This window comes from Cellulophaga sp. Hel_I_12 (assembly GCF_000799565.1).
Taxonomy (GTDB): domain Bacteria; phylum Bacteroidota; class Bacteroidia; order Flavobacteriales; family Flavobacteriaceae; genus Cellulophaga.
In genome coordinates, this window is record NZ_JUHB01000001.1 from 3,010,592 (window position 1) to 3,031,052 (window position 20,461).

21 protein-coding genes are annotated in these 20,461 nt (G+C 35.0%); 8 read left to right on the forward strand and 13 right to left on the reverse strand.

Going from position 1 to position 20,461, the window contains the following annotated elements; translation table 11 throughout:
- The first annotated feature begins 5 nt into the window (after nucleotides 1-5).
- Both GQ45_RS13000 and GQ45_RS13005 read left to right on the forward strand, forming a co-directional pair.
- Nucleotides 6-446, forward strand: a complete 441-nt coding sequence (locus GQ45_RS13000; RefSeq protein WP_047418658.1) for a response regulator — start codon at nucleotides 6-8, stop codon at nucleotides 444-446.
- 187 nt (nucleotides 447-633) lie between these two features.
- Nucleotides 634-1,032, forward strand: a complete 399-nt coding sequence (locus tag GQ45_RS13005) for a response regulator (RefSeq protein ID WP_047418659.1) — start codon at nucleotides 634-636, stop codon at nucleotides 1,030-1,032.
- A gap of 383 nt (nucleotides 1,033-1,415) precedes the next feature.
- Here the strand turns inward: GQ45_RS13005 and GQ45_RS13010 are convergent, their stop codons facing one another.
- A complete protein-coding gene (locus tag GQ45_RS13010; RefSeq protein ID WP_047418660.1) occupies nucleotides 1,416-2,456 on the reverse strand; it encodes a DUF3667 domain-containing protein in 1,041 nt (346 codons plus the stop codon).
- 225 nt (nucleotides 2,457-2,681) lie between these two features.
- Here GQ45_RS13010 and GQ45_RS13015 point away from each other — a divergent pair, with 225 nt between their 5' ends.
- Nucleotides 2,682-3,194, forward strand: a complete 513-nt coding sequence (locus GQ45_RS13015; RefSeq protein WP_047418661.1) for a hypothetical protein — start codon at nucleotides 2,682-2,684, stop codon at nucleotides 3,192-3,194.
- Here GQ45_RS13015 and GQ45_RS13020 read toward each other — a convergent pair.
- Nucleotides 3,191-3,772 (reverse strand): bifunctional precorrin-2 dehydrogenase/sirohydrochlorin ferrochelatase, encoded by a 582-nt coding sequence (locus GQ45_RS13020; protein WP_047418662.1) that lies wholly within the window; start codon nucleotides 3,770-3,772, stop codon nucleotides 3,191-3,193. The genes GQ45_RS13015 and GQ45_RS13020 overlap by 4 nt on opposite strands.
- Before the next feature lie 490 nt (nucleotides 3,773-4,262).
- Between GQ45_RS13020 and hemN the strand changes: the two genes are divergently transcribed.
- Both hemN and GQ45_RS13030 read left to right on the forward strand, forming a co-directional pair.
- Nucleotides 4,263-5,621 carry an oxygen-independent coproporphyrinogen III oxidase gene (hemN, locus tag GQ45_RS13025; protein ID WP_047418663.1) on the forward strand — a complete coding sequence of 453 codons (1,359 nt, stop codon included), beginning with the start codon at nucleotides 4,263-4,265 and terminating at the stop codon, nucleotides 5,619-5,621.
- Between the two features lie 175 nt (nucleotides 5,622-5,796).
- A complete protein-coding gene (locus tag GQ45_RS13030) occupies nucleotides 5,797-6,621 on the forward strand; it encodes a universal stress protein (RefSeq protein WP_047418666.1) in 825 nt (274 codons plus the stop codon).
- Between the two features lie 96 nt (nucleotides 6,622-6,717).
- Here the strand turns inward: GQ45_RS13030 and GQ45_RS13035 are convergent, their stop codons facing one another.
- The 9 genes from GQ45_RS13035 to GQ45_RS13075 all read right to left on the reverse strand — a co-directional run bounded on the left by GQ45_RS13035 (nucleotide 6,718) and on the right by GQ45_RS13075 (nucleotide 16,311).
- The gene (locus GQ45_RS13035; RefSeq protein ID WP_047418667.1) at nucleotides 6,718-7,107 is read right to left on the reverse strand and encodes a group III truncated hemoglobin; all 390 of its coding nucleotides are present in this window, start codon (nucleotides 7,105-7,107) and stop codon (nucleotides 6,718-6,720) included.
- A 139-nt stretch (nucleotides 7,108-7,246) separates the two neighbouring features.
- Entirely contained in the window at nucleotides 7,247-7,951 is a 705-nt protein-coding gene (locus tag GQ45_RS13040) for a sulfite exporter TauE/SafE family protein (RefSeq protein WP_047418695.1), read from the reverse strand.
- Between the two features lie 3 nt (nucleotides 7,952-7,954).
- Entirely contained in the window at nucleotides 7,955-8,401 is a 447-nt protein-coding gene (locus GQ45_RS13045) for a FixH family protein (RefSeq protein WP_047418697.1), read from the reverse strand.
- 103 nt (nucleotides 8,402-8,504) lie between these two features.
- Nucleotides 8,505-9,923 carry a cytochrome c oxidase accessory protein CcoG gene (gene ccoG / locus GQ45_RS13050; protein WP_047420396.1) on the reverse strand — a complete coding sequence of 473 codons (1,419 nt, stop codon included), beginning with the start codon at nucleotides 9,921-9,923 and terminating at the stop codon, nucleotides 8,505-8,507.
- A 143-nt stretch (nucleotides 9,924-10,066) separates the two neighbouring features.
- Complete coding sequence (locus GQ45_RS13055; protein WP_081980922.1) at nucleotides 10,067-11,056, reverse strand: cbb3-type cytochrome c oxidase N-terminal domain-containing protein; 990 nt, start codon at nucleotides 11,054-11,056, stop codon at nucleotides 10,067-10,069.
- Nucleotides 11,053-11,244 (reverse strand): cytochrome c oxidase subunit IV, encoded by a 192-nt coding sequence (locus GQ45_RS13060; protein ID WP_047418699.1) that lies wholly within the window; start codon nucleotides 11,242-11,244, stop codon nucleotides 11,053-11,055. The genes GQ45_RS13055 and GQ45_RS13060 overlap by 4 nt, the downstream gene beginning before the upstream one ends.
- 113 nt (nucleotides 11,245-11,357) lie before the next feature.
- Nucleotides 11,358-13,565 (reverse strand): cytochrome-c oxidase, cbb3-type subunit I, encoded by a 2,208-nt coding sequence (ccoN, locus tag GQ45_RS13065; RefSeq protein ID WP_047418701.1) that lies wholly within the window; start codon nucleotides 13,563-13,565, stop codon nucleotides 11,358-11,360.
- 2 nt (nucleotides 13,566-13,567) lie between these two features.
- The gene (gene ccoS / locus GQ45_RS13070; RefSeq protein ID WP_052188226.1) at nucleotides 13,568-13,840 is read right to left on the reverse strand and encodes a cbb3-type cytochrome oxidase assembly protein CcoS; all 273 of its coding nucleotides are present in this window, start codon (nucleotides 13,838-13,840) and stop codon (nucleotides 13,568-13,570) included.
- 74 nt (nucleotides 13,841-13,914) lie between these two features.
- A complete protein-coding gene (locus GQ45_RS13075) occupies nucleotides 13,915-16,311 on the reverse strand; it encodes a heavy metal translocating P-type ATPase metal-binding domain-containing protein (protein ID WP_047418702.1) in 2,397 nt (798 codons plus the stop codon).
- A gap of 114 nt (nucleotides 16,312-16,425) precedes the next feature.
- Here GQ45_RS13075 and GQ45_RS13080 point away from each other — a divergent pair, with 114 nt between their 5' ends.
- Entirely contained in the window at nucleotides 16,426-17,124 is a 699-nt protein-coding gene (locus GQ45_RS13080) for a Crp/Fnr family transcriptional regulator (protein WP_047418703.1), read from the forward strand.
- Between the two features lie 236 nt (nucleotides 17,125-17,360).
- Nucleotides 17,361-18,260 carry a universal stress protein gene (locus tag GQ45_RS13085; RefSeq protein WP_047418705.1) on the forward strand — a complete coding sequence of 300 codons (900 nt, stop codon included), beginning with the start codon at nucleotides 17,361-17,363 and terminating at the stop codon, nucleotides 18,258-18,260.
- A 250-nt stretch (nucleotides 18,261-18,510) separates the two neighbouring features.
- Here GQ45_RS13085 and GQ45_RS13090 read toward each other — a convergent pair whose 3' ends face one another.
- A complete protein-coding gene (locus GQ45_RS13090) occupies nucleotides 18,511-18,744 on the reverse strand; it encodes a hypothetical protein (RefSeq protein WP_047418706.1) in 234 nt (77 codons plus the stop codon).
- Between the two features lie 69 nt (nucleotides 18,745-18,813).
- Nucleotides 18,814-19,101, reverse strand: coding sequence for a hypothetical protein (locus tag GQ45_RS13095; protein ID WP_052188227.1), 288 nt, complete (start codon nucleotides 19,099-19,101; stop codon nucleotides 18,814-18,816).
- Nucleotides 19,102-19,269: 168 nt separating this feature from the next.
- On the opposite strand from GQ45_RS13095, the gene GQ45_RS13100 reads away from it, so the two are divergent.
- Entirely contained in the window at nucleotides 19,270-20,448 is a 1,179-nt protein-coding gene (locus GQ45_RS13100) for a homogentisate 1,2-dioxygenase (protein WP_047418707.1), read from the forward strand.
- Nucleotides 20,449-20,461: the final 13 nt, after the last annotated feature.

Below are 20,461 nucleotides of genomic sequence, written 5' to 3' on the forward strand. Positions count from 1 at the left end.
AAATAATGAAAAAACAAAACACTAGAATTGCCCATATTTTATTAGTAGAAGATAACGAAGGAGATGTTTTACTCACCCTAGAAGCTTTTGAAGAATGTAAATTAAAAATAGAGATAAGTGTTGCGCGTAATGGAAAAGAGGCTTTAGATTTTCTGTTTCAGCAAGGCGATTTTTCAAAGGTAAAAATACCTGACCTAATTCTTTTAGATATAAATATCCCTATTTTTAATGGCCACGAAGTATTAAGACGAATCAAGTCTGATGCTCTTCTTAAAAAAATTCCAGTAATTATGCTGACTACATCGTCAAGTCAAAAAGACCTCGATGAGGCTTATGAAAACCACTGCAATAGCTATATAAAAAAGCCTTTAGAAATGAGTGGGTTTTTAGAGGCCATATTAAAAATTGAGGAGTTTTGGTTGGAGCTAACCACCTTGTCAAAATAATAGATATTCAAATCTCCTGGCTATTTTTTATAGTTTCCCCGCTACTTTTGGGTGTATGCCATATTTTTAGAAATAAACTACATTTTAGTAATATTTTCCCTACATTTATTATATCTTAACAAGTGTAGCCTAAAAAAGTGTTTTAAAAATAATCACTTTTCGTGAGTATACTATTAAATAAGTAGCTATGTATTCGAAAATTTACTTAGTCGACGATGAGGAGATTATTATCTTCATGCATAGTATTCTGCTTAGAAAAATAGGCGAGGAAGAGAAAGTATTGAGCTATACAAATCCTGAAGAAGCTTTGGATCATCTACGTTTTAATAAAGACAAATCTGAGTCTATTCTAGTATTGTTGGATATCAATATGCCAGAAATGGACGGTTTTGAATTCTTAGAATTTATGGTTCTTGAGGAAATGTCTACCAATATTGATGTGGTATTGGTCACTTCTTCCGTTTCAGAAGACGATAAGCGTTTGGCTAAGGATTTTCCAAGCTACGTTCAAGATTTTGTTTCAAAACCTTTAAATGTCGAAAAACTTCAAGAGCTGGTACATGGCTCAAAAAGTATTTCTCTTTAATTTTATATTAACCTTCCTAATTCAATAAGAAAATAAAATTGATTACGTACAGCGGAAATAAATGTGTTATTCTATGGGCTAAACCTCATAAAGCATTTAAAGTGTTTTCATCCAATAACTTACAAAACATTTGATAAAATTGCTTTCTACTTCATTTAGAAATATATGTCTTTTTTGCCTGCGAGTAATAAAGACTTTTTTAGATTTTAAAATGATTTCTTCATGGTAGAGATGCTAAACGCTACGGATTCGTTCGATGAAGTATAAAAAACTAAGTACAGACTGCTGTCCCTTTGATTCACGGTGAAATAAAATCTATTTGAAGGTATGTTTAATAGCGCTTAAAAATTTTCAAAAGAATCGAGCCCTCTATCAAGGGTCGCTTAATACAGCATAAAAGAAATAAAAATTACCCCTACCATAGCAATAGGCAGAACAATCAGCATATAAATAAAAGTAATAAAACCAGCCTTAAAAAATGCACCTATCCAATTACTTTCGTAAAAAGTACGCAAGGCCAACATTAAATAGATAATGAACGAAAAAAATAGGAGCACCTCAACCCAAATGGGGATATCTAAAAATCTATTGGCCAAAATAAGTAAGCAAAAGGTGGTGAATAAAAAGGTGAAAAAATAAAAGCTGAATACGGTATGATGGGCAAACGTACCACGTCTCCAATAAAAAACCTTTAATAATAGCGCAAACAAGGGCAGCATAAAAAACATGGCAATTGGAATGGTATCATAAAGCGCCTGAATAATTCCCCCTCCCCTTTGCTCGTATAATTTTAATAATTGTACATAAACCTTAGTCAAAAAAGCACCAGTATCTTCTTTTTTCCCCATGGCCTTTAATTTTTCAGCCTGCGGAGCCCCAATTGCAATAAGGGAGTCCAACATATTTTTTTGAAGGATCAAAGAGCTTCCAGAAATTTTTTGACTACCTACAGTAATAGAGTCAATGTTTCTAATTTCCTCAGCAGACATTCCAGCCTTTTCCTCTAATGTATTTTTAGCGGCTTCAACACCTAAAGAATCTATTTTAACGGCTAAAGAATCTAGCGCTATTGGTTGGTTGAAACCTTCCGCTATTGCTTTTGACATCTGGTCATCCACCTTTCGTATTGTAAAAGAAAAGAAAAAGAAAAAAACCACGGAAATGAAAAGGTAGAACTGTGCGGGATGCAGGTACAAGAGTCGTTTCCCATTTACAAATCGTTTGGCCAGTAGTCCTGGTTTTGTCATTAGAGGAAAAAAGCTTCTAAAAAAACGCGCATCTATAGAAAAGTAATTGTTGATTGTATTTTTAAACAGCACACCAAAAGTTAGTGTATCCGCTGTTTCTTGTCCACAATAAGGACAAAAATCGAAGGAAGTATCAATAATTTCCTCACAGTTTTTGCATTGGTCAGTGCCTTTCATTACAAATGATTTAAAGTAAGTTACAAAAAATTACTACGTATAATAATTTATCTATAATTAATTTGCAGCAACTTGAGAATTCAACAATGCCTAGAAAAGTTATTTAATGCATTTTTTTCTCTAATAATAAACGTGTACCACCCTTTTACTCCTTTTTACAACAAAAATAGTAGATATAGCTTCCTAATTTTTAGATTTATATTCGTAAACCAAACCAACTAAATAATGAAAATTTTTGTAATAGCAGTTGCGCTACTTTTTACTAGTGCTTACACCCATGCCCAAGAAGGCCTAAAAATTGGGGTTCAAGGGGGTATTCCTTTAAACGATTTTAACGATGAAGTAGGGGTAGTCCTTGGCGCAAATATTGGGTATATGTGGGCATTGGGAGAGGTAGTAGATTTGGGAATTATGGCTGGGTATACTTATGGTTTTCCTGAAAAATTTGGTACAGATAATCCATTAGTAGATTTGCCTAGTGTGCAATTTGCTCCATTGGCCATATCCACGCGCATTTGGCCTTCGAATTCTTTTTCTTTTGGAATAGATGTAGGGCAAGCCTTAGGCATAAGTCAAGGAAATGATGGGGGGCTCTATTACCGACCACAAATAGGGTTTTTAATGAGTGCCAATACCGAGCTCAATATATCCTATTCCGCTATAGTACTCGAAGAAAAAGAATGGAATACTCTTACTTTGGGTTTTTTGTTCACCATACCTTCAAAAAGGTCGTACTAATTTTTTTTGTTCACCAAACCTTTTGTAAACTCGTTTAAAGTCTCTACTTTTTCTTCGAAATCACCTTTGATTGTTTTTCTAAATTCGTTGAGGTTTTTTACTAAATCGTCGATATTGTCAGGAAGCACATCTTCAAAAAACTGACGCAATCTTTTGGCGGTCGTCGGTGATTTTCCGTTGGTAGAAATGGCCACTTTTACATTGCCTTTAGTGACAATACCACCCATATAAAAATCACAAAACGGTGGATTGTCGGCTACATTGACCAATATATTTTGTGCTCTACAATCATGGTATACTTGTTCGTTTACAGGGACATTATCAGTCGTAGCAACGACCATATGCTTATTTTTTAAAAAGCTGGGGTCGTAATTAGCCACCGTGGTTTTTATATTAAATTTTTGAATTAAGGTTAAAGTTTCTTCTCGAAACATGGGTGATACCAATTCTACATTTGCGTCTGGACTGGATTTTAGAAGGAAACTTAATTTTTCTAGTGCCACGTTTCCACCACCCACGATTAAAATATTTAAGTTTGATGTTTTTAAAAATATGGGGTATAGATTGTTGCGTTCCATGGATACTTATTTTTACTATTTTAAATAGGAAACAAAATTAGGACATATTTTTTAATACCTTTAATATGAGCTAATAGAATATATTTGACTTGGCCAATACTACACCTGAAAGCATAGATGCATACATTGCTAATTTTCTAAATGAAGTTCAGTTAGTTTTAGGAAACCTATAAAACAAGCAGTGACAGAGGCTACAGAAGCGATCAGTTACAAAATGCCTGCAATTAACGATCACGGCGCCTTTCCCACGGCACATGAAAAATTTAAGGAAGACCTAAAAGCGTTTTAAACAAGTATAGGTGGTGTACAATTTCCTTTGAATACCCCTTTGCCCTTAGCACTAATCAAGAAAATGGTCATCTTTAGAGTACAAGAAAATAGAACTAAAGGGCTGAAATAAAGTATTTTACGTTCAGTTCTTGAAGCAACATGATAATTGTCATAGTAATTGACGAGCCTACGTGTTAATTTTGGGCTAAATAAAAATTACATGTGCAGTTTAGTCCAAAAATACAATGTCCCAGGACCGCGATATACGAGTTACCCCACAGTACCTTATTGGGATTTACCTAGCTTTTCTGGTAAAAAATGGGAGTCAACTTTGTTGAAGAGTTTTGAAGAAAGTAATGCTACCGAAGGTATTAGCTTGTATATTCATTTACCTTTTTGTGAGCGTATGTGTACTTTTTGCGGCTGCCACAAACGCATTACCAAACGGCACGAAGTAGAGTCGCCATACATTAGCACCGTATTAAAAGAATGGCGTTTATATTGTGATATATTAGGGCAAAAACCACGAATTAAAGAATTACATTTAGGAGGCGGGACACCAACTTTTTTTTCACCTGAAAATTTACAAGGCTTAATTCAAGGTATTTTTAGATCTGCTGATAAAGCCGATGGCTACGAGTTTAGTTTTGAAGGGCACCCAAATAATACCACCAAAGAACATTTACAAGCCTTGTTTGATGTGGGCTTTAGAAGAGTAAGTTATGGTGTTCAAGATTATAATGAAAAGATTCAAAAAGCAATTCATAGAATTCAACCTTTTGAAAATGTGGAAAAAGTGACCAAATGGGCAAGGGAAATTGGCTATACTTCTGTTGGACACGATCTCATTTTTGGCTTACCACATCAAACCATTGATGACGTTGAGCATACGATTTTAAAAACAAAAAGTTTAATGCCTGACCGTTTGGCTTTTTATAGTTATGCCCATGTGCCATGGCTTAGTGGTAACGGACAAAGAGGCTATAAAGATGCTGATGTACCATCAGGGGAAGCCAAGCGCAAGCAATATGAACGCGGTAAAGAATTACTGGCGCAGGTGGGTTACGAAGAAATAGGGATGGATCATTTTGCCTTGCCAACCGACAGTTTGTCAAAAGCATTACATACAGGCAGTCTACATCGCAATTTTATGGGGTATACTGCTTCAAAAACTCAAGTGATGGTAGGTTTAGGCGCCTCAAGTATAAGTGATAGTTGGTATAGCTTTGCACAAAATGTAAAAGGATTAGAAGAGTATCAACATTTGGTAGAAAATAATATTATTCCGATTTATAGAGGTCATATTTTAACGGAAGAAGATAGTATTATTCGCAAACATATTTTAAATTTAATGTGCCAGTTTAAAACGGTATTAGACATTAATGACAGCACTTTAGACACCGATTTAATTATGATGAAACTTCAGGAAATGGAAGCTGATAATTTGTTAGAAATTTCATCAAATACAATAGTAGTCACCGAAAAAGGACGTGCATTTGTTCGAAATATATGTATGGCTTTTGATATGCATTTGTATCGAAAAGAACCTGAAACAAGATTGTTTTCAATGACCGTATAAAACCTTGGTTGTTCTTAGTGGATACCCGTCAAAAGAAGCACAAGAAAAAGTAGCTATTAGGCCTGTAGTGAGCAGTACATTATTATTGCATCAACTATTTCGTATGCATCAGCAAATAAATAGAAAGATTTAAACGTTACATTAAAACCTATTATAATTAGAAAAATATAATCCTATGAAAAATATAATTGTACCAGTAGATTTTTCAATTCAGTCTGAAAATGCTTTAAAAGTAGCAGCTTCATTGGCAAAAAAATACAAGGCTACTATTTTTGCTTTACACATGCTAGAGCTCAATGACGCCTATATTACCTCTTCTCAAGCTGCACATCCAGAGCAAACTGTTTTTCTGCTTAAATTGGCAGAAAAACGCTTTAATGAGTTTTTAAGTAAGCCTTTTTTAAAAGACGTAAATGTTAAGCCAATTATTAAACACTTTAAAGTATTTAGTGAAGTAAATGAGGTAGCAGAAGCGAATAATGCAGATCTTATTATTATGGGTTCCCATGGAACCGACGGCCTCATGGAAATATTTGTAGGTTCGAATACTGAAAAAGTGGTGCGAAATGCAGACATTCCTGTTTTAGTGATTAAAAACGATATGGAAGCATTCTTGCCAGAAAAAATGCTTTTTGCTTGCGATTTGGCTGATGAAAATATTAATGCTTACCAGCGTGCAAAATATATCTCCAATTTATTAAATGTCAGCCTGCATATTTTATACATCAATACACCAGGTGATAACTTTTTAAGCACTCAAGATATCGATGATAAAATTGCGAAATTTTCAAATGCTGTTGGGGCCGAATTTATCGATGTTAAAGTATACAACGATTACACCGTTGAAAAAGGTGTTTTAAATTATGCGGAAGACCATAATATAGACCTTATTGGAATTACAACGCATGGTAGAAAAGGTTTAGCACATTTCTTTCGTGGTAGCATAGGGGAAGACATTGCAAACCACTCTGTACTGCCGGTTATTACATTTAAGATATAATTATTTTCTTGGTAAAAAAGTTTCACTTATCCCGCTTTTTTAGCGGGATTTTTTATTTAGGTTTTTTTAAACCTTCAATAGCTTACCTAGTGTTTCTTATTTGCTTCGGTTCTGAAACATTTGTAGGTACAGCATAGAGCTTATTTGCCTAGCTCTGTTTTTAGCGATAAAAGCATTATCGCCCATAAACAATTCGTCAATAGTCTGAAACCATAAATTGAGCCACAAACCAAAGTGTTCTGGAGTAGTGTTGTGATTCATTTTTTCATCAACTTCGTTATGAGCTTTAATAGGGTTGCCATGATATTTTCTTTTTAAGAAAAGCTGGGTATCCCAGAAGTCGGTTAAAAGTGCTAAGTGGCTTTCCCAATCCGTTATAATACCATTAAAAATAGGGCCTAAAACCTCGTCTACACGTACTTTAGCGTAAAAGCTACGTACTAGTTGACTCACATCTTCTCTGTTCTCTAACTCTTTTAATTCCATGATTATTTCAAGGATTTTTTATTTTATCTCGGTAGCAAGCAGTTGAAAAAGAAGAGCTAGAGTAAAAAGTCTAGTTTCTTTATTCTTAAAGCGCAGCGGTCTTGATTCTTCTGCTCAAATTTCTTGTATTAGGTACAGCTTACTCATGACACTCCATATCTGCTGAAACAACTTGTGTAACGGGTGCTGGTGAAATATAAGGAATACCCAGACCTAAACCTCGTAGAATAAAAAGTGCACCAATCAACACTACAAAAACAGGAATTAATTTTTGAATTTTTTGTTTCGCTGTATTTTTTAAAAGTGCGCTAAAATAAATAGCCGTTGTCATTAACGGAATAGTACCTGCACCGAATATTACCATATATAATGCGCCTTGAAGCGCATCTCCCATAGCAATAGCGCCAAATAATGCCATATATACTAATCCGCAAGGTAAAAACCCATTTAAAAACCCTATCGTCAAAAAAGTATCAGGAGTTTTTTTCTGAAGTTCTTTTCCCAAGCTGTTTTTAACTTTCCCAACTATTTTATATACAGGTTTTGAAAAGTTGTATTTACTAAAGGTTTTGTAGGGAATTAAAATCACCACAATCATCAATACACCAATGGTAATTGATAGTTTTTGTTGCATTCCAAAAACGAATAAACCTTTTCCTAAGAGTCCAAAGACCAAACCTAGTATTCCATACGCCAATAATCGCCCAAAATGATAAATAAATATTTGAATGAATTTTTTTAGGTGATTGGTTCTATCAACAGGTAACATAAAGGCAATAGGGCCACACATGCCTACACAGTGTAGACTGCCCATTAAACCTAATATGAGTGCGGATAGAATCATTGTTTAATAAGTAATACTTTTTTTCGATAGAAATTCTTCATCTTTGTAGTTCCAAGAAACTTTAATGTCCCAGCGACCATCTAACAAACGTTTGTCAGGTACGAGCAAATTTGTGTTGGATAGACTTATAGGAAAGTCAAAATCCAATTGTTTATTAGATGGTCTGTATAGGGACACCGTGCCTTTTACTTTTTCAAATTCCAAATTTTCAGGAAATGTAACAAGTAATCCTTCTGGTGTTTTTGCAACAATTAAATTATTATTCGTGTTTATCGCATTATTTTGAGCATCTAAATCTTTTTGAAAGGTTAGCTCTTGTTTATAATACTCTTCGGTCACTAAATCGTGGTTCGATTTATCGTCCATACTCATGCGAATCACAAAAAATAAGATAAAACTTATAAATGCAGCCAATGCTAATACGATACCTGTTCCCCAATTTATTTTCATATTTATTTTTGTCTAATGTCTAATGTCTAATGTCTAATGTTGAAAGTTGTTTTGAACAATTACGTATAACCTTTATTTTTTTTACTATTCTCGAACAACGAAATTATCGATAACTTCTCGGTGCTAAAAATGCCGTTGTGGTAGTTTCAATTAATGTATCCCCACTATAAATTTCAATTTTTATTTTTTCTTTATCACTTTTTATGGCAGCGTTATTTATTTCTATAAACAAGGTGCCTTCGGCTAATTGCTGCCCTTTAACATTAAAATCTCCTTCACGTACTAATTTTATCGTGCCTTTATGCGAAACTAAAGCGAAATGAATATTATTAATATCAGTTGATGTTTTGTTCACTAATTTAAAAGTGTACACATTGCTAATTATATTCCCTTCTTTATGTTCATATAATTGGCCTGGTAATCTTAGAATGGTTGCATCTAAATCGTTTCGTAAAAATAACATTCCGATTAAAACACCGGTTAAAATTACTAAGACAGCCGTATACCCTTTTAGACGAGGTGAAAACGTAAATTTTTCTTTTTTAACAATTTCATCTTCACTAGCATACCGAATTAAGCCTTTAGGAAGGTCTACTTTTTCCATAATAGTATCGCACTCGTCAATACAAGCGGTACAGTTTACGCATTCTAATTGGGTACCGTTTCGAATATCTATCCCAGTCGGACAAACATTTACGCACTGAAAACAGTCGATACAATCGCCATGCCCTAAAGCTTCACGATCTTCATTTTTACGCCATTTTTTTCTGCCATTTTCTGCTTCACCACGCTTGTGGTCATAGGCAACCACAATTGATTTATTATCTAATAAAACACTTTGCATTCGGCCATAAGGACAAGCAATGATACATACTTGCTCTCTGAACCAAGCAAAAACAAAATAAAATACAGCCGTAAAAATTAACAGCGATACCATAGTACTTACATGTGCTAAAGGCCCATCATAAACATATTGTATCAAGCGATCACTACCAATTAAATAAGCTAAAAATACATTGGCAATTAAAAACGAGATGATAAAAAAGATAATCCATTTTAAAACACGTTTTCTAATTTTTTCCGCGTTCCATTCTTGTCGCTCTAGTTTAATTTGGGCACCTCGATCCCCATCAATCCAATATTCAATTCTTCGAAAAACCATTTCCATAAAAATGGTCTGTGGGCACATCCAACCACAAAAAATGCGTCCGAAAGCAACTGTGAAAAGAGCAATAAAGATAACCCCAATAATCATAGAGATTACAAACAAATGAAAGTCTTGTGGCCAAAATGGAAATCCAAATATATTAAAGCGACGCTCTAATACATTAAACATCAAAAACTGATTGCCGTTAATTTTTACAAAGGGTGCTGCAAACAAAAAAACGAGTAAAAAATAGCTAACATATTTGCGATATTCGTATAATTTACCACTAGGCTTTTTTGGAAAAACCCATGCTCTTTTGCCCTCCTCGTTTATGGTTCCGATGGTGTCTCTAAAATTATCTTGATCTTGCGACATTTTTTGTTGTATTTGTAGCATTAGAATACCCTATTCTGATACTATTCGGTGCGCTTGGAAGGACTGTTTTTGTTGCGATTCTATTGTGATGTAAACCTGCCCTTAATAAAAAGAGCAGGGTGGTTTTTACAAGGCTTATTAAACTATTCTATGGTAGTGCCATCTACATCTAGTGTTTCTTTAAACTCTAAGGTATCAACTTGTACTTCAATTTTTACTTTTGTAGCATCAATATCTACTCCTTCAACCTTCATGTGTGGATCTATCCATATTTCTCCTTCAGCAATTTTTGGATTTGCAGCTGTTTTTCCTTCAAAACCTAAAACATAACTGGCAACTTGCGCCATTTCAAGAGGTTTCAAGCTTTGTTTCCAAGCTACCATACCTTTACCGTCACGACCACCTTCGGATATCGTATTAAAGACATTTTTAATACCTCCACCTAAAATCCAGTTTCTATCTGTTAAGTTAGGGCCAATTCCACCACCACCATCGGCCATATGGCAGGCAACGCAGTTGCTTTCAAAAATGGCTTTACCAGCACTTAAGTCCGATGCATCCGCTAATAATTCAACCGTAGTAACATCGACCAAATCCTTAGCATTTTTCTTGTATTCTTCTATTTCAGCTTGTGCAATAGCAACTTCTGTTAAGTATTCGGCATCTTGATTGTAGTCATTAAATATGTGAAAACGCGCTAAATAAACGACAGCGAAAACGATAGACGCATAAAATAAATATACCCACCATGGCGGTAATTTATTATCTAATTCTTTAATGCCATCGTAGTTGTGATCTAGAATAATTTCATGCTCAACTTCAGCAGGTTTAGAACCAAGCAATTTTTTGTACATATTTTTAGCCCATGTCCATTCAAATCGGGTTGCTTTATGGGTTAAATAACGTTCTTTTGCTTCTTCTGAAAGGGTTTGGAACATTACATTTTCAATAGAACTCAAAATTAGCTCTATAGCTATTAATAATATTAAAACCATCAGCATAAAAAACTGAGTGATAGGGTAGGCTAAAATAGCGGGTTGTTTTCCCGAGTCTATAAAGAATTCCATCATTCCGAAAATGATAAAGAAGGCTACGGGTATTCTTATCCACCAAAGTGACGATGTGTTTTTCATAATTCTAAGTTTTGTTGGTTGTCTTTTTCCATAGGTAATTCACTTACTTCTTTAATGTATTCTTTTGAGGCTGTAAAAACCCAAAGGAATAAAACCATGAAGAAAATAAAGAAGATTAATAACGATATAATAGGGTAGGTGGCAACGCCATCTATAGTTTCCATATATCCTTTTACAAATTTGAACATGATTTCTATTTTTATGCGACAAGGTTTTTAAGCCTTGTTGGTTTGATTCAACGTTTTTTTATGGCTACAAGGAGCATTGTAAGGTGTCAGCCCCTTGTAGATTTACTTTTGAATTAGTTATTATCCGTAACTATTTCTCCGGTTTCTTTGATCTTAATATCAGTACCCAAGCGCTGTAAGTAAGCTATTAACGAAACTATTTCACGGTCGCGCATTTGTACAAACTCCATTCCGTTTTCTGCGGCATACTTTTTATCAGCTTCGTAGTTTGTTGCGAAATCAGGATCGGCATATAAGTTTTTTTCTATTTGGGTAGCTTGTGCATCCATCGACGTAATAGCGTTTTCTATGTCTTCATCTGAATAGGGTACACCAAGGGATACCATTGTTTTCATTTTAGCTTGAATATCTGAGCGATCATGTTCATCGCGAACCATCCAAGAGTATGAGGGCATAATTGAACCAGAAGAAGTACTTTGTGGATCGTACATGTGATTTAAGTGCCAATTGTCTGAATATTTGCCACCTACACGTAATAAATCTGGACCTGTACGCTTGCTTCCCCAAAGGAAAGGGTGATCGTAAACAAACTCACCTGCTTTAGCATATTCGCCATAACGTTCTACTTCACTTCTAAACGGGCGTACCATCTGTGAGTGACAACCCACACAGCCTTCGCGAATGTATAAATCACGACCTTCTAATTCTAAAGGGGTGTAAGGTTTAACACTTGTTATGGTTGGAATATTAGATTTTACCAAAATGGTAGGTATAATTTGTACCGCGCCACCAATTAAAATCGCAATAGTGGCAAAAATAGTCAACTGCACAGGCTTACGCTCTAACCAAGTATGGTAGGTTTCTCCAGCCGTTCTCTTTTTAGAAACTTTTGTTAAAGCCGCAGCTTCTGCCAATTCGTCTTCTACTTTACTTCCAGATTTAATGGTGAGTACTACGTTGTAAATCATCACACAAGCACCAACAATATACATGGTGCCACCAATAGCACGCATCCAGTACATGGGCATAATTTCAGTTACGGTCTCTAAAAAGTTCCCATAAACTAATGTCCCATCTGGGTTAAAGTCTTTCCACATTAAGGCCTGAGTAAAACCAGCAACGTACATGGGTAATGCGTATAAAATAATCCCTAAAGTACCAATCCAGAAGTGAAAATTAGCTAAACCAACAGAGGCTAAACGCGTTTTGAAAATTTTAGGCACCATCCAATAAATCATACCAAAGGCTAAAAATCCGTTCCACGCTAGCGCTCCAACGTGTACGTGAGCAATGATCCAATCACTAAAGTGTGCAATAGCATTTACGTTTTTTAAAGATAATAAGGGTCCTTCAAAAGTGGCCATACCATAACCGGTAATAGCAACTACCATAAATTTTAAGGTTGGGTCTGTACGTACTTTATCCCAGGCACCTCTTAAGGTCAATAGTCCGTTAATCATACCACCCCAAGATGGCGCTAATAACATAATAGAGAAGGCTACCCCTAAATTTTGAGCCCAATCCGGTAATGCAGAATACAATAAATGGTGAGGGCCTGCCCAGATGTATATAAAGATTAAAGACCAAAAGTGAACAATAGATAATTTATAAGAATAAACTGGTCTGTTGGCAGCCTTTGGAACAAAATAATACATTAAACCTAGAAAGGGCGTAGTTAAGAAAAATGCTACGGCATTATGGCCGTACCACCATTGTACTAAAGCATCTTGAACTCCAGCATATACAGAATAACTTTTCATTCCACCTAGGCTTACGGGTAATGCCAAACTATTAAAAATATGAAGTACGGCAACCGTTACAAATGTGGCTAAATAAAACCAAATCGCAACATATAAGTGGCGTTGCCTTCTTTTGATCATAGTACCAATAAGGTTCGCCCCGAAGGCTACCCAAACTAGTGCAATAGCAATATCTATTGGCCATTCAAGTTCAGCATATTCTTTTGAAGTTGAGTACCCAAGTGGTAATGTAATTGCAGCGGCTACAATAATTAATTGCCATCCCCAGAAATTAAAATTACTTAAAAAATCGCTATACATACGCGCTTTTAATAGGCGTTGTGTAGAGTAATACACCCCTGCGAAAATAGCGTTCCCCACAAAAGCAAAAATAACAGCGTTGGTATGTAAAGGCCTTAAACGACCAAAACTAAGCCATGATATGCCGTCAGTAAGGTTTGGAAAGATGAAAAGAAAAGCCAATAGTAGGCCTACTGTCATCCCTATAATTCCCCAAAACATTGTTGCGTAGAGGAACTTTTTAACGACTTTATTGTCGTAATAAAACTGCTGTACTTCCATAATTAATTGTTTAAACTTTTATTTAGTTGGATACTTTTTTTATTCGAGATTACGAGCGCAGCCTTGCGATCTGTTTGATTGGATTGTAATTTTTTTTCGGATGTTATAGCTTGCTTCGTAGAACTTTCTTTTACCAATTCATCATCAAAAAGCATACGAACAGATGGGGTATACGAATCATCATATTGCCCACTGCGTACCGATACAATAAAAGCAATAAAGAAAATTAGAGCAACAATAATGCTGATGGATAATAATAAATAAATAACGCTCATACCTACCTGAATTCTTGTGTAAAACTACGTTGATGATAAAAGGAATAATATGACATTTATCATCTTTCTAAAATTTATCTTAATTTTTTTCCTAATAGCGTAGTGGCAATAGTTGTAAACGCTACAATGCTAATAGAACTTAAGGGCATTAAAATGGCCGCTATAACAGGTTGTAACTGTCCGGTAACGGCAAAATATAAGCCTATACTATTATAGAGTAAAGACAAAAAAAAGCTCCATTTTATAATGGTCATTGCTTTTTTTGAAGCTAAAACATAACTGTACAATTCTTTAAATTTTGTGGCATCAAGGATACCATCACAGGCCGGAGAAAAAATGGTGACGTTTTCTGATATGGCAATGCCCACATTACTCTGCGCTAAAGCACCAGCATCATTTAAGCCATCACCGACCATCATCACTTTTTTGTCTTGATCTTGTAATGCTTTTATAAAGTGTAATTTATCTGGTGGTTTCTGATTAAAATACAGCGGCGTGAGTTTTGGCAATAAGGCTTCTAAGCGCTCTTTTTCGCCTTCGTTGTCGCCAGATAAAATAGCCAATTGTAAACTTTTTGACATTTCTTTAAAAACTTCAGAAACCCCTTCTCTATATTGATTTTTAAAAACAAAGCACCCTTTATAGGCATCATTGCTACTGATGTGAACCGTGGTAGTTTTTATATCTTCTGATGCTGTCTTGCCTACAAAATTTGCGGATCCTACTTTTATATGGCTCTTATTGAGATACCCTTCTATGCCTTTGCCTAGGTGTTCTTCATATTCGTCAAGAGTGATAATATCATGTTCCGCAAGCATGTCGTATAAACTTCTGCTTAATGGGTGGTTTGATGCTCTCAATGTGTTTTTTAAGAGTGCTTCTTCTTCCTTGCTTAACTCTAATCCTTCATACGTAACACTACTTTTTTTGGCGGTTGTAAGAGTACCTGTTTTGTCAAAAATTGCCGTATCAATTTGGGCTAATTTCTCAATAGTTTGGGTGTCTTTCAAATAGAATTTCTTTTTGCCAAATATTCGCAACATGTTCCCTAAAGTAAAGGGCGAAGCTAGCGCTATAGCACAAGGACATGCGATGATTAAAACTGCAGTAAATACATTCATAACCTTGCTCGGATCATAAAAAATCCAAAAAAGAGAAGCAGAAAAAGCAACCGTTAAAACAAATATTGTAAATCGTTTTCCGATACTATCTGTTAGTGTTTGAAATTTACTTGAGGCATCGTCTTGAAAAACTGAATTACTCCAAAGTTGGGTTAAATAACTTTGCGAAACAGACTTTAGAGCTTCCATTTCAATAGCACCCCGCAGTTGTTTTCCACCGGCAAAAATTTTGTCACCAGCGATTTTGTGCACTGGTTCTGATTCTCCAGTTACAAAACTGTAATCAATATTGGCATTTCCATGCATTAAAATACCATCAACAGGGATCAACTCCTCGTTTCGGATTAAAAGTCTGTCGCCTCTTTTAAGGTCGTGAACCTGTATGGTTTCTTCTTTTCGATCCTCTAAAATTCGAGTAACAGCAATCGGAAAATACGACTTGTAGTCTCGCTCAAAAGAAAGGAAAGAATAGGTTTTTTGCTGAAAAAATTTTCCAAGGAGTAAGAAAAAAATTAAGCCCGTTAAACTATCGAAAAAGCCAGGCCCCCATTCAAATATAATCTCTAAAGTACTACGAATAAAAAGTACTACAATTCCCAAGGCAATAGGAACATCAATATTTAATATTTTGGAGCGTAAACCTTTATACGCTGAAATAAAATAATCAATTCCGGCATAAAACACTACGGGTAATGAAAAGGTGAACATCAACCATCTAAAAACACCTTCGTACTCGTTGAGCCAATATTCTCCGCCATTGGCCTTGCTGCTCGATAGATCAAAATACTCGGGAAAGGATAAAAACATAACGTTGCCAAAGGCAAAGCCTGCAATCCCTAGCTTATAGAGTAAACTACGATCAACAGCTTTTTTCTTATTGTCAAAATCATCTAAAGAAATATACGGCTCGTAGCCAATATGTGCCAGTAAAATAACAATTTCTTTAAGTGATGTTAACTCAGAATTATAATGAATTCGAATGGTCTTTTTTGGAAAATCGACTTGAGAACTGCTTATAGTAGGGATTAACTTATTTAAGTTTTCTAAAATCCAAATACAGGAACTACAATGAATATGTGGAATATATAAATTTATAATTTGAAGCTGATGATCATTAAACTCTGTTAATCTTTCAATAATAGTAGCATCATCGAGAAAATCATACTTTCCTTCAACCACCTTTGGAGTTGCACCTGCAGCAGCCTGTAAGTCATAATAATAGGATAGGTTATTAGCTGAAAAAATATCATAGACGGTTTTACAGCCATGACAACAGAACATTTTCTCATCATGTAAAATAGGCGTATTTGAACAATCCTCACCACAGTGATAACACTTGTTTTTATGCATAATAATTTGCTTGTACCGACGACAAAGATGTATATTTACGAGTGAATGAAATATGACTTTTGTCATGTTTAACGAATTTGGTACATTGCAAGTTATCAGAATAATAAGCTAAGTATGAAAGATGGTATAGAAACTAGATGCGAGCAGTGTATTGTACGGCAGTTCAATTCGTTGCGTGCCATGAGCAAAGAGGAGTTAAAGAAAGTTTCTGATTCTAAAACATCAAAAATTGTAAAAAAGGGAGAAAGCATTTTTGAGGAAGGTGAAAAATTGAACGGGGTTTTTTGCGTTCGAAGTGGCGTTTCTAAACTGTCTAAGTTAAGCGCCAATGGGAAAGACCAAATTGTTAAATTAGCAACAAAGGGTCAAGTGCTTGGTCAGCGATCGGTTATTTCGGAAGAAGTATCTAATTTAAGCGCAAAAGCAGTGGAAGATATGGAGGTTTGTTTTATACCAAAGGAAGAAATAGTACACACCTTAAATACCAATCCTAATTTTGCTGTTGAGGTTTTAAGGCATATGGCTCACGATTTGAAAGAAGCAGATGACGTGATTGTTAACATGTCACAAAAAACAGTAAAACAACGTGTTGCTGAAGCTTTTTTGTACATGAAAAAAAATTTTGGAGTGGACGACAAAGGCTTTCTACTTTTAACATTGTCTAGAGAAGATATAGCAAGTGTTGTAGGAACTGCAACAGAATCTTGTATCAGAATTATTTCTGAATTCAAAAAGGAAAAGTATATTAAAACTTCTGGAAAACAAATTGGTATTATCAATGAAAAGGCGCTACAAGATATGATTGAGTTTTAAAAATTTTAAATTCACCTTTTAAGGTAAAGAATAGATAAGAATAAATTTTGCTTTACAGTTTGTCAGTCATAAAGTACTTCCCTTTTTTATACTTAAGCATCTAGCTTTTTTTTGCCAATAAACAAGTACTCCTTTTCCCTTATCTTTTCAAGGTATTTTCATAAGCTGATAATTATCATAGTTTTAAGAAGCCTCATCCGCTAGTTTTACACTTTATTATAAAAAAAAACAGCGCGATGAAAAACATATTAATACCCACTGATTTTTCTAAAAATGCATGGAATGCTGTTACTTATGCCATTGCATTGTACGACAATGAGGATTGTAATTTTTACTTGCTAAATACCTATACGCCTAGCATATCAAACAGCCGATTCATGGCTTCTATGGCTTATGACGAAGCTGAAATAGTACAAAATTGCTCCAAAGAAGGGCTAAATCATCTACTTCTTAAGATTAAAGCCAATTACCACAACCCTAAACATAATTTCACTACAATTTCGTCCTTCAATTTGCTGGTTGACGAAGTTAAAGAAATCATAGAACAACATACTATTGAGATGGTTATTTTAGGTTCTAAAGGAGCCTCTGGGTTGGCTGAAGTTTTTATGGGAAGTAATGCCGTACGCATTATTAAAGCGATTAAAAGTTGTCCAGTATTGGCCATTCCTGAGTATTTTAACTTCGAAAAACCTACGGAAATAGCTTTTGCAACAGATTTTAATAGGTTTTATACGCCGTCAGAACTAGAGCCAATTATAAACTTAGCAACTACTTTTAATTCTGTTTTACGGATTGTTCATGTGCAATATGAAATTAAAGCACTTACCGATGTTCAACAGTTTAATTTAAATATGCTTCGAAAGTATTTGGGTGAGGTGGAACATTACATTCATACCATTACTGAGTTGAATTCTGTTTCAAAGACACTAGAAGTTTTTGTTGCGGAATTAGACGTGCATTTGTTAGCTATGCTGAATTATCAACACAGTTATATGGAACGAATGACCCGAGAGCCCGTCATAGAAAAAGTGGCTTTTCATACGCGAACGCCATTACTTGTTATTCCAGAATTGGGAATGAGGGCGTCTTCTAAACAAAAAAAAACACAAGACTTGTTTTCTGAAAAGAACTAAATTTCGAATTAATTTTAGTTCTTTTATGATATCAGTACTACGATTAAAACCAACAATAGTCATTAAATAAAAAAGCTTTTATATATTTGCAATGTTGTGTTGTGCTTCGTAAGAAGTACAAGTTGTGGTAAATAACAATTCTAATTAGTCTTATCAATTAGTTAGAGTGTAAAAACCAGTGAAAGGCTTTCCATATTTGGAAGGCTTTTTTTGTTTATTCTAGGTATAACACACCACATTGTGATAAGGCTTATCTATAGTTTTCTTGCTGGCTTATGGGGTGATCTTCATAAAAATCATCAAAGGTTTTTGTCGTCGTATAGTTATCTCTCAAAACTTTATAAACCATAACCACGAGTAAAACTTGACCTAAAATAGTAAGGTAGAATACCCAACTAAAAGAGAAATTCATAGAAGCCATTACCGTTGCCGTGATTAACACTAAGGTAGTTACTGCGATGTAAAAATAAATTTTGTCTTTCATAACTTTTTTGGTCTTAAAGTATTGATTTATTGCCTACAGCGATAACTTTTTTCGTTAAATAAAAGTTATTTAACGTTCTGTAGTTTCTAGGTTATCATTGTTCGCTCCACCTTGACCGTAAAGCGAATTTTCTTCGTCCTTAAGGTTTTGATGGCTGTTTTGATTTTTTTCATTCCGACCCGGAACGTCTAAATCTTCTCCTGCAAAATCAATTTTTTCTTTTCTTTTTTCAAGGAGTCTATCATCACCTGTATCCATGCTTAAGCCCTTCTTTCCTAAAGCCGTTTTATCGTTGGCTGTGACATTCGGGTTGTACTTCTTAGCTTCAATCACATCTTTGTTTTTTTTCTTTTCCATTTGTATTTATGTATTAATTATTAGCTTAATATCTTGTTAAATAGTTGATCGCATTGACGCACTCCGTATAAAAATTGATGCATTAGCCATTCGCTTTGCGAAACGAGGAAAAGAACCGCTTTTTTTATTTAAAATTATCGTATTTTTAGGGAGAAAAAATAGAAACGCATGCCACTTTATCACAAATTAGGGGTTACACCTCAAAAACGACATACAATTTTCAAAAAAGAAGATGGTACCCTGCATTATGAGCAACTCTTTGGGACTATTGGTTTTGATGGAATGTCGTCCTTAATGTACCATTTACATCGGCCAACGCAAGTAAAAGAAGTAGGAGTATCCATTGATGTTTCTCCCAAGGCTGCTGTTCCCCATAACATAAAATCAAGGCTTCTAAAAGGCTTTCAGATAGCTCCTCAAGATGATTTTTTAGATAGCAGAACAACGATATTATTTAATAGTGATGTGCATATAGGCCTAGCGGCTCCTAAAAAATCAATGACAAGCTATTTCTATAAAAACACAGATGCCGATGAGCTTCTGTTTGTACACAAAGGAACAGGTACGCTTAAAACCATGCTTGGAGAAATTAGCTTTGAATATGGAGATTATTTAGTCATCCCGAGAGGAATGATTTATCAAATTCATTTTGATACGGAAGATAATCGATTATTAGTAACAGAAAGTTACCATCCTATCTATACGCCAAAACGATACCGGAATTGGTTTGGACAACATTTAGAGCATTCGCCCTTTTGTGAGCGCGATTTTAAATTGCCTGAAAACTTGCAAACCCACGATGAAAAAGGAGATTTTTTAATCAAAATTAAAAAAGAAGGCCAATTGCATCATTTAACCTATGCCACGCACCCTTTTGATATTGTAGGTTGGGATGGCTATAATTTTCCTTATGGATTCTCTATTCACAATTTTGAACCCATAACAGGTCGTGTTCATCAGCCACCACCAGTGCACCAAACTTTTGAAACCAGTGCTTTTGTGGTGTGTTCTTTTGTGCCTCGTATGTATGATTATCATCCACAAGCAATTCCTGCGCCCTACAATCATTCCAACATAGATTCAGACGAAATGTTGTATTATGTGGATGGGGACTTTATGAGTAGAAAAAATATTGATAAAGGATATATTTCATTACATCCGGCTGGTATTCCCCATGGGCCACACCCAGGAACCTACGAGGCCAGTATTGGTAAGTCGAAAACGGAAGAATTAGCAGTAATGATCGATACCTTTAAGCCCTTAAAACTAACCCAAGCGGCTTTAGATTTAGATGATGGTAAGTATTATCAGAGTTGGTTAGAAGACGCCCATTCCCCAAAGGGTTAAAGACTCTAGATTT

Coding starts and splice junctions, on each gene's coding strand:
- GQ45_RS13010 (WP_047418660.1), bottom strand. CDS start 2,456: ATGAAAGGCACTGACCAATGCAAAAACTGTGAGGAAATTATTGATACT.
- GQ45_RS13100 (WP_047418707.1), top strand. CDS start 19,270: ATGCCACTTTATCACAAATTAGGGGTTACACCTCAAAAACGACATACA.
- GQ45_RS13080 (WP_047418703.1), top strand. CDS start 16,426: ATGAAAGATGGTATAGAAACTAGATGCGAGCAGTGTATTGTACGGCAG.
- GQ45_RS13075 (WP_047418702.1), bottom strand. CDS start 16,311: ATGCATAAAAACAAGTGTTATCACTGTGGTGAGGATTGTTCAAATACG.
- ccoN (WP_047418701.1), bottom strand. CDS start 13,565: ATGGAAGTACAGCAGTTTTATTACGACAATAAAGTCGTTAAAAAGTTC.
- GQ45_RS13005 (WP_047418659.1), top strand. CDS start 634: ATGTATTCGAAAATTTACTTAGTCGACGATGAGGAGATTATTATCTTC.
- ccoG (WP_047420396.1), bottom strand. CDS start 9,923: ATGTCGCAAGATCAAGATAATTTTAGAGACACCATCGGAACCATAAAC.
- GQ45_RS13000 (WP_047418658.1), top strand. CDS start 6: ATGAAAAAACAAAACACTAGAATTGCCCATATTTTATTAGTAGAAGAT.
- GQ45_RS13085 (WP_047418705.1), top strand. CDS start 17,361: ATGAAAAACATATTAATACCCACTGATTTTTCTAAAAATGCATGGAAT.
- GQ45_RS13030 (WP_047418666.1), top strand. CDS start 5,797: ATGAAAAATATAATTGTACCAGTAGATTTTTCAATTCAGTCTGAAAAT.
- hemN (WP_047418663.1), top strand. CDS start 4,263: ATGTGCAGTTTAGTCCAAAAATACAATGTCCCAGGACCGCGATATACG.
- GQ45_RS13015 (WP_047418661.1), top strand. CDS start 2,682: ATGAAAATTTTTGTAATAGCAGTTGCGCTACTTTTTACTAGTGCTTAC.
- ccoS (WP_052188226.1), bottom strand. CDS start 13,840: ATGAGCGTTATTTATTTATTATTATCCATCAGCATTATTGTTGCTCTA.
- GQ45_RS13045 (WP_047418697.1), bottom strand. CDS start 8,401: ATGAAAATAAATTGGGGAACAGGTATCGTATTAGCATTGGCTGCATTT.
- GQ45_RS13040 (WP_047418695.1), bottom strand. CDS start 7,951: ATGATTCTATCCGCACTCATATTAGGTTTAATGGGCAGTCTACACTGT.
- GQ45_RS13095 (WP_052188227.1), bottom strand. CDS start 19,101: ATGGAAAAGAAAAAAAACAAAGATGTGATTGAAGCTAAGAAGTACAAC.
- GQ45_RS13060 (WP_047418699.1), bottom strand. CDS start 11,244: ATGTTCAAATTTGTAAAAGGATATATGGAAACTATAGATGGCGTTGCC.
- GQ45_RS13020 (WP_047418662.1), bottom strand. CDS start 3,772: ATGGAACGCAACAATCTATACCCCATATTTTTAAAAACATCAAACTTA.
- GQ45_RS13035 (WP_047418667.1), bottom strand. CDS start 7,107: ATGGAATTAAAAGAGTTAGAGAACAGAGAAGATGTGAGTCAACTAGTA.
- GQ45_RS13055 (WP_081980922.1), bottom strand. CDS start 11,056: ATGAAAAACACATCGTCACTTTGGTGGATAAGAATACCCGTAGCCTTC.
- GQ45_RS13090 (WP_047418706.1), bottom strand. CDS start 18,744: ATGAAAGACAAAATTTATTTTTACATCGCAGTAACTACCTTAGTGTTA.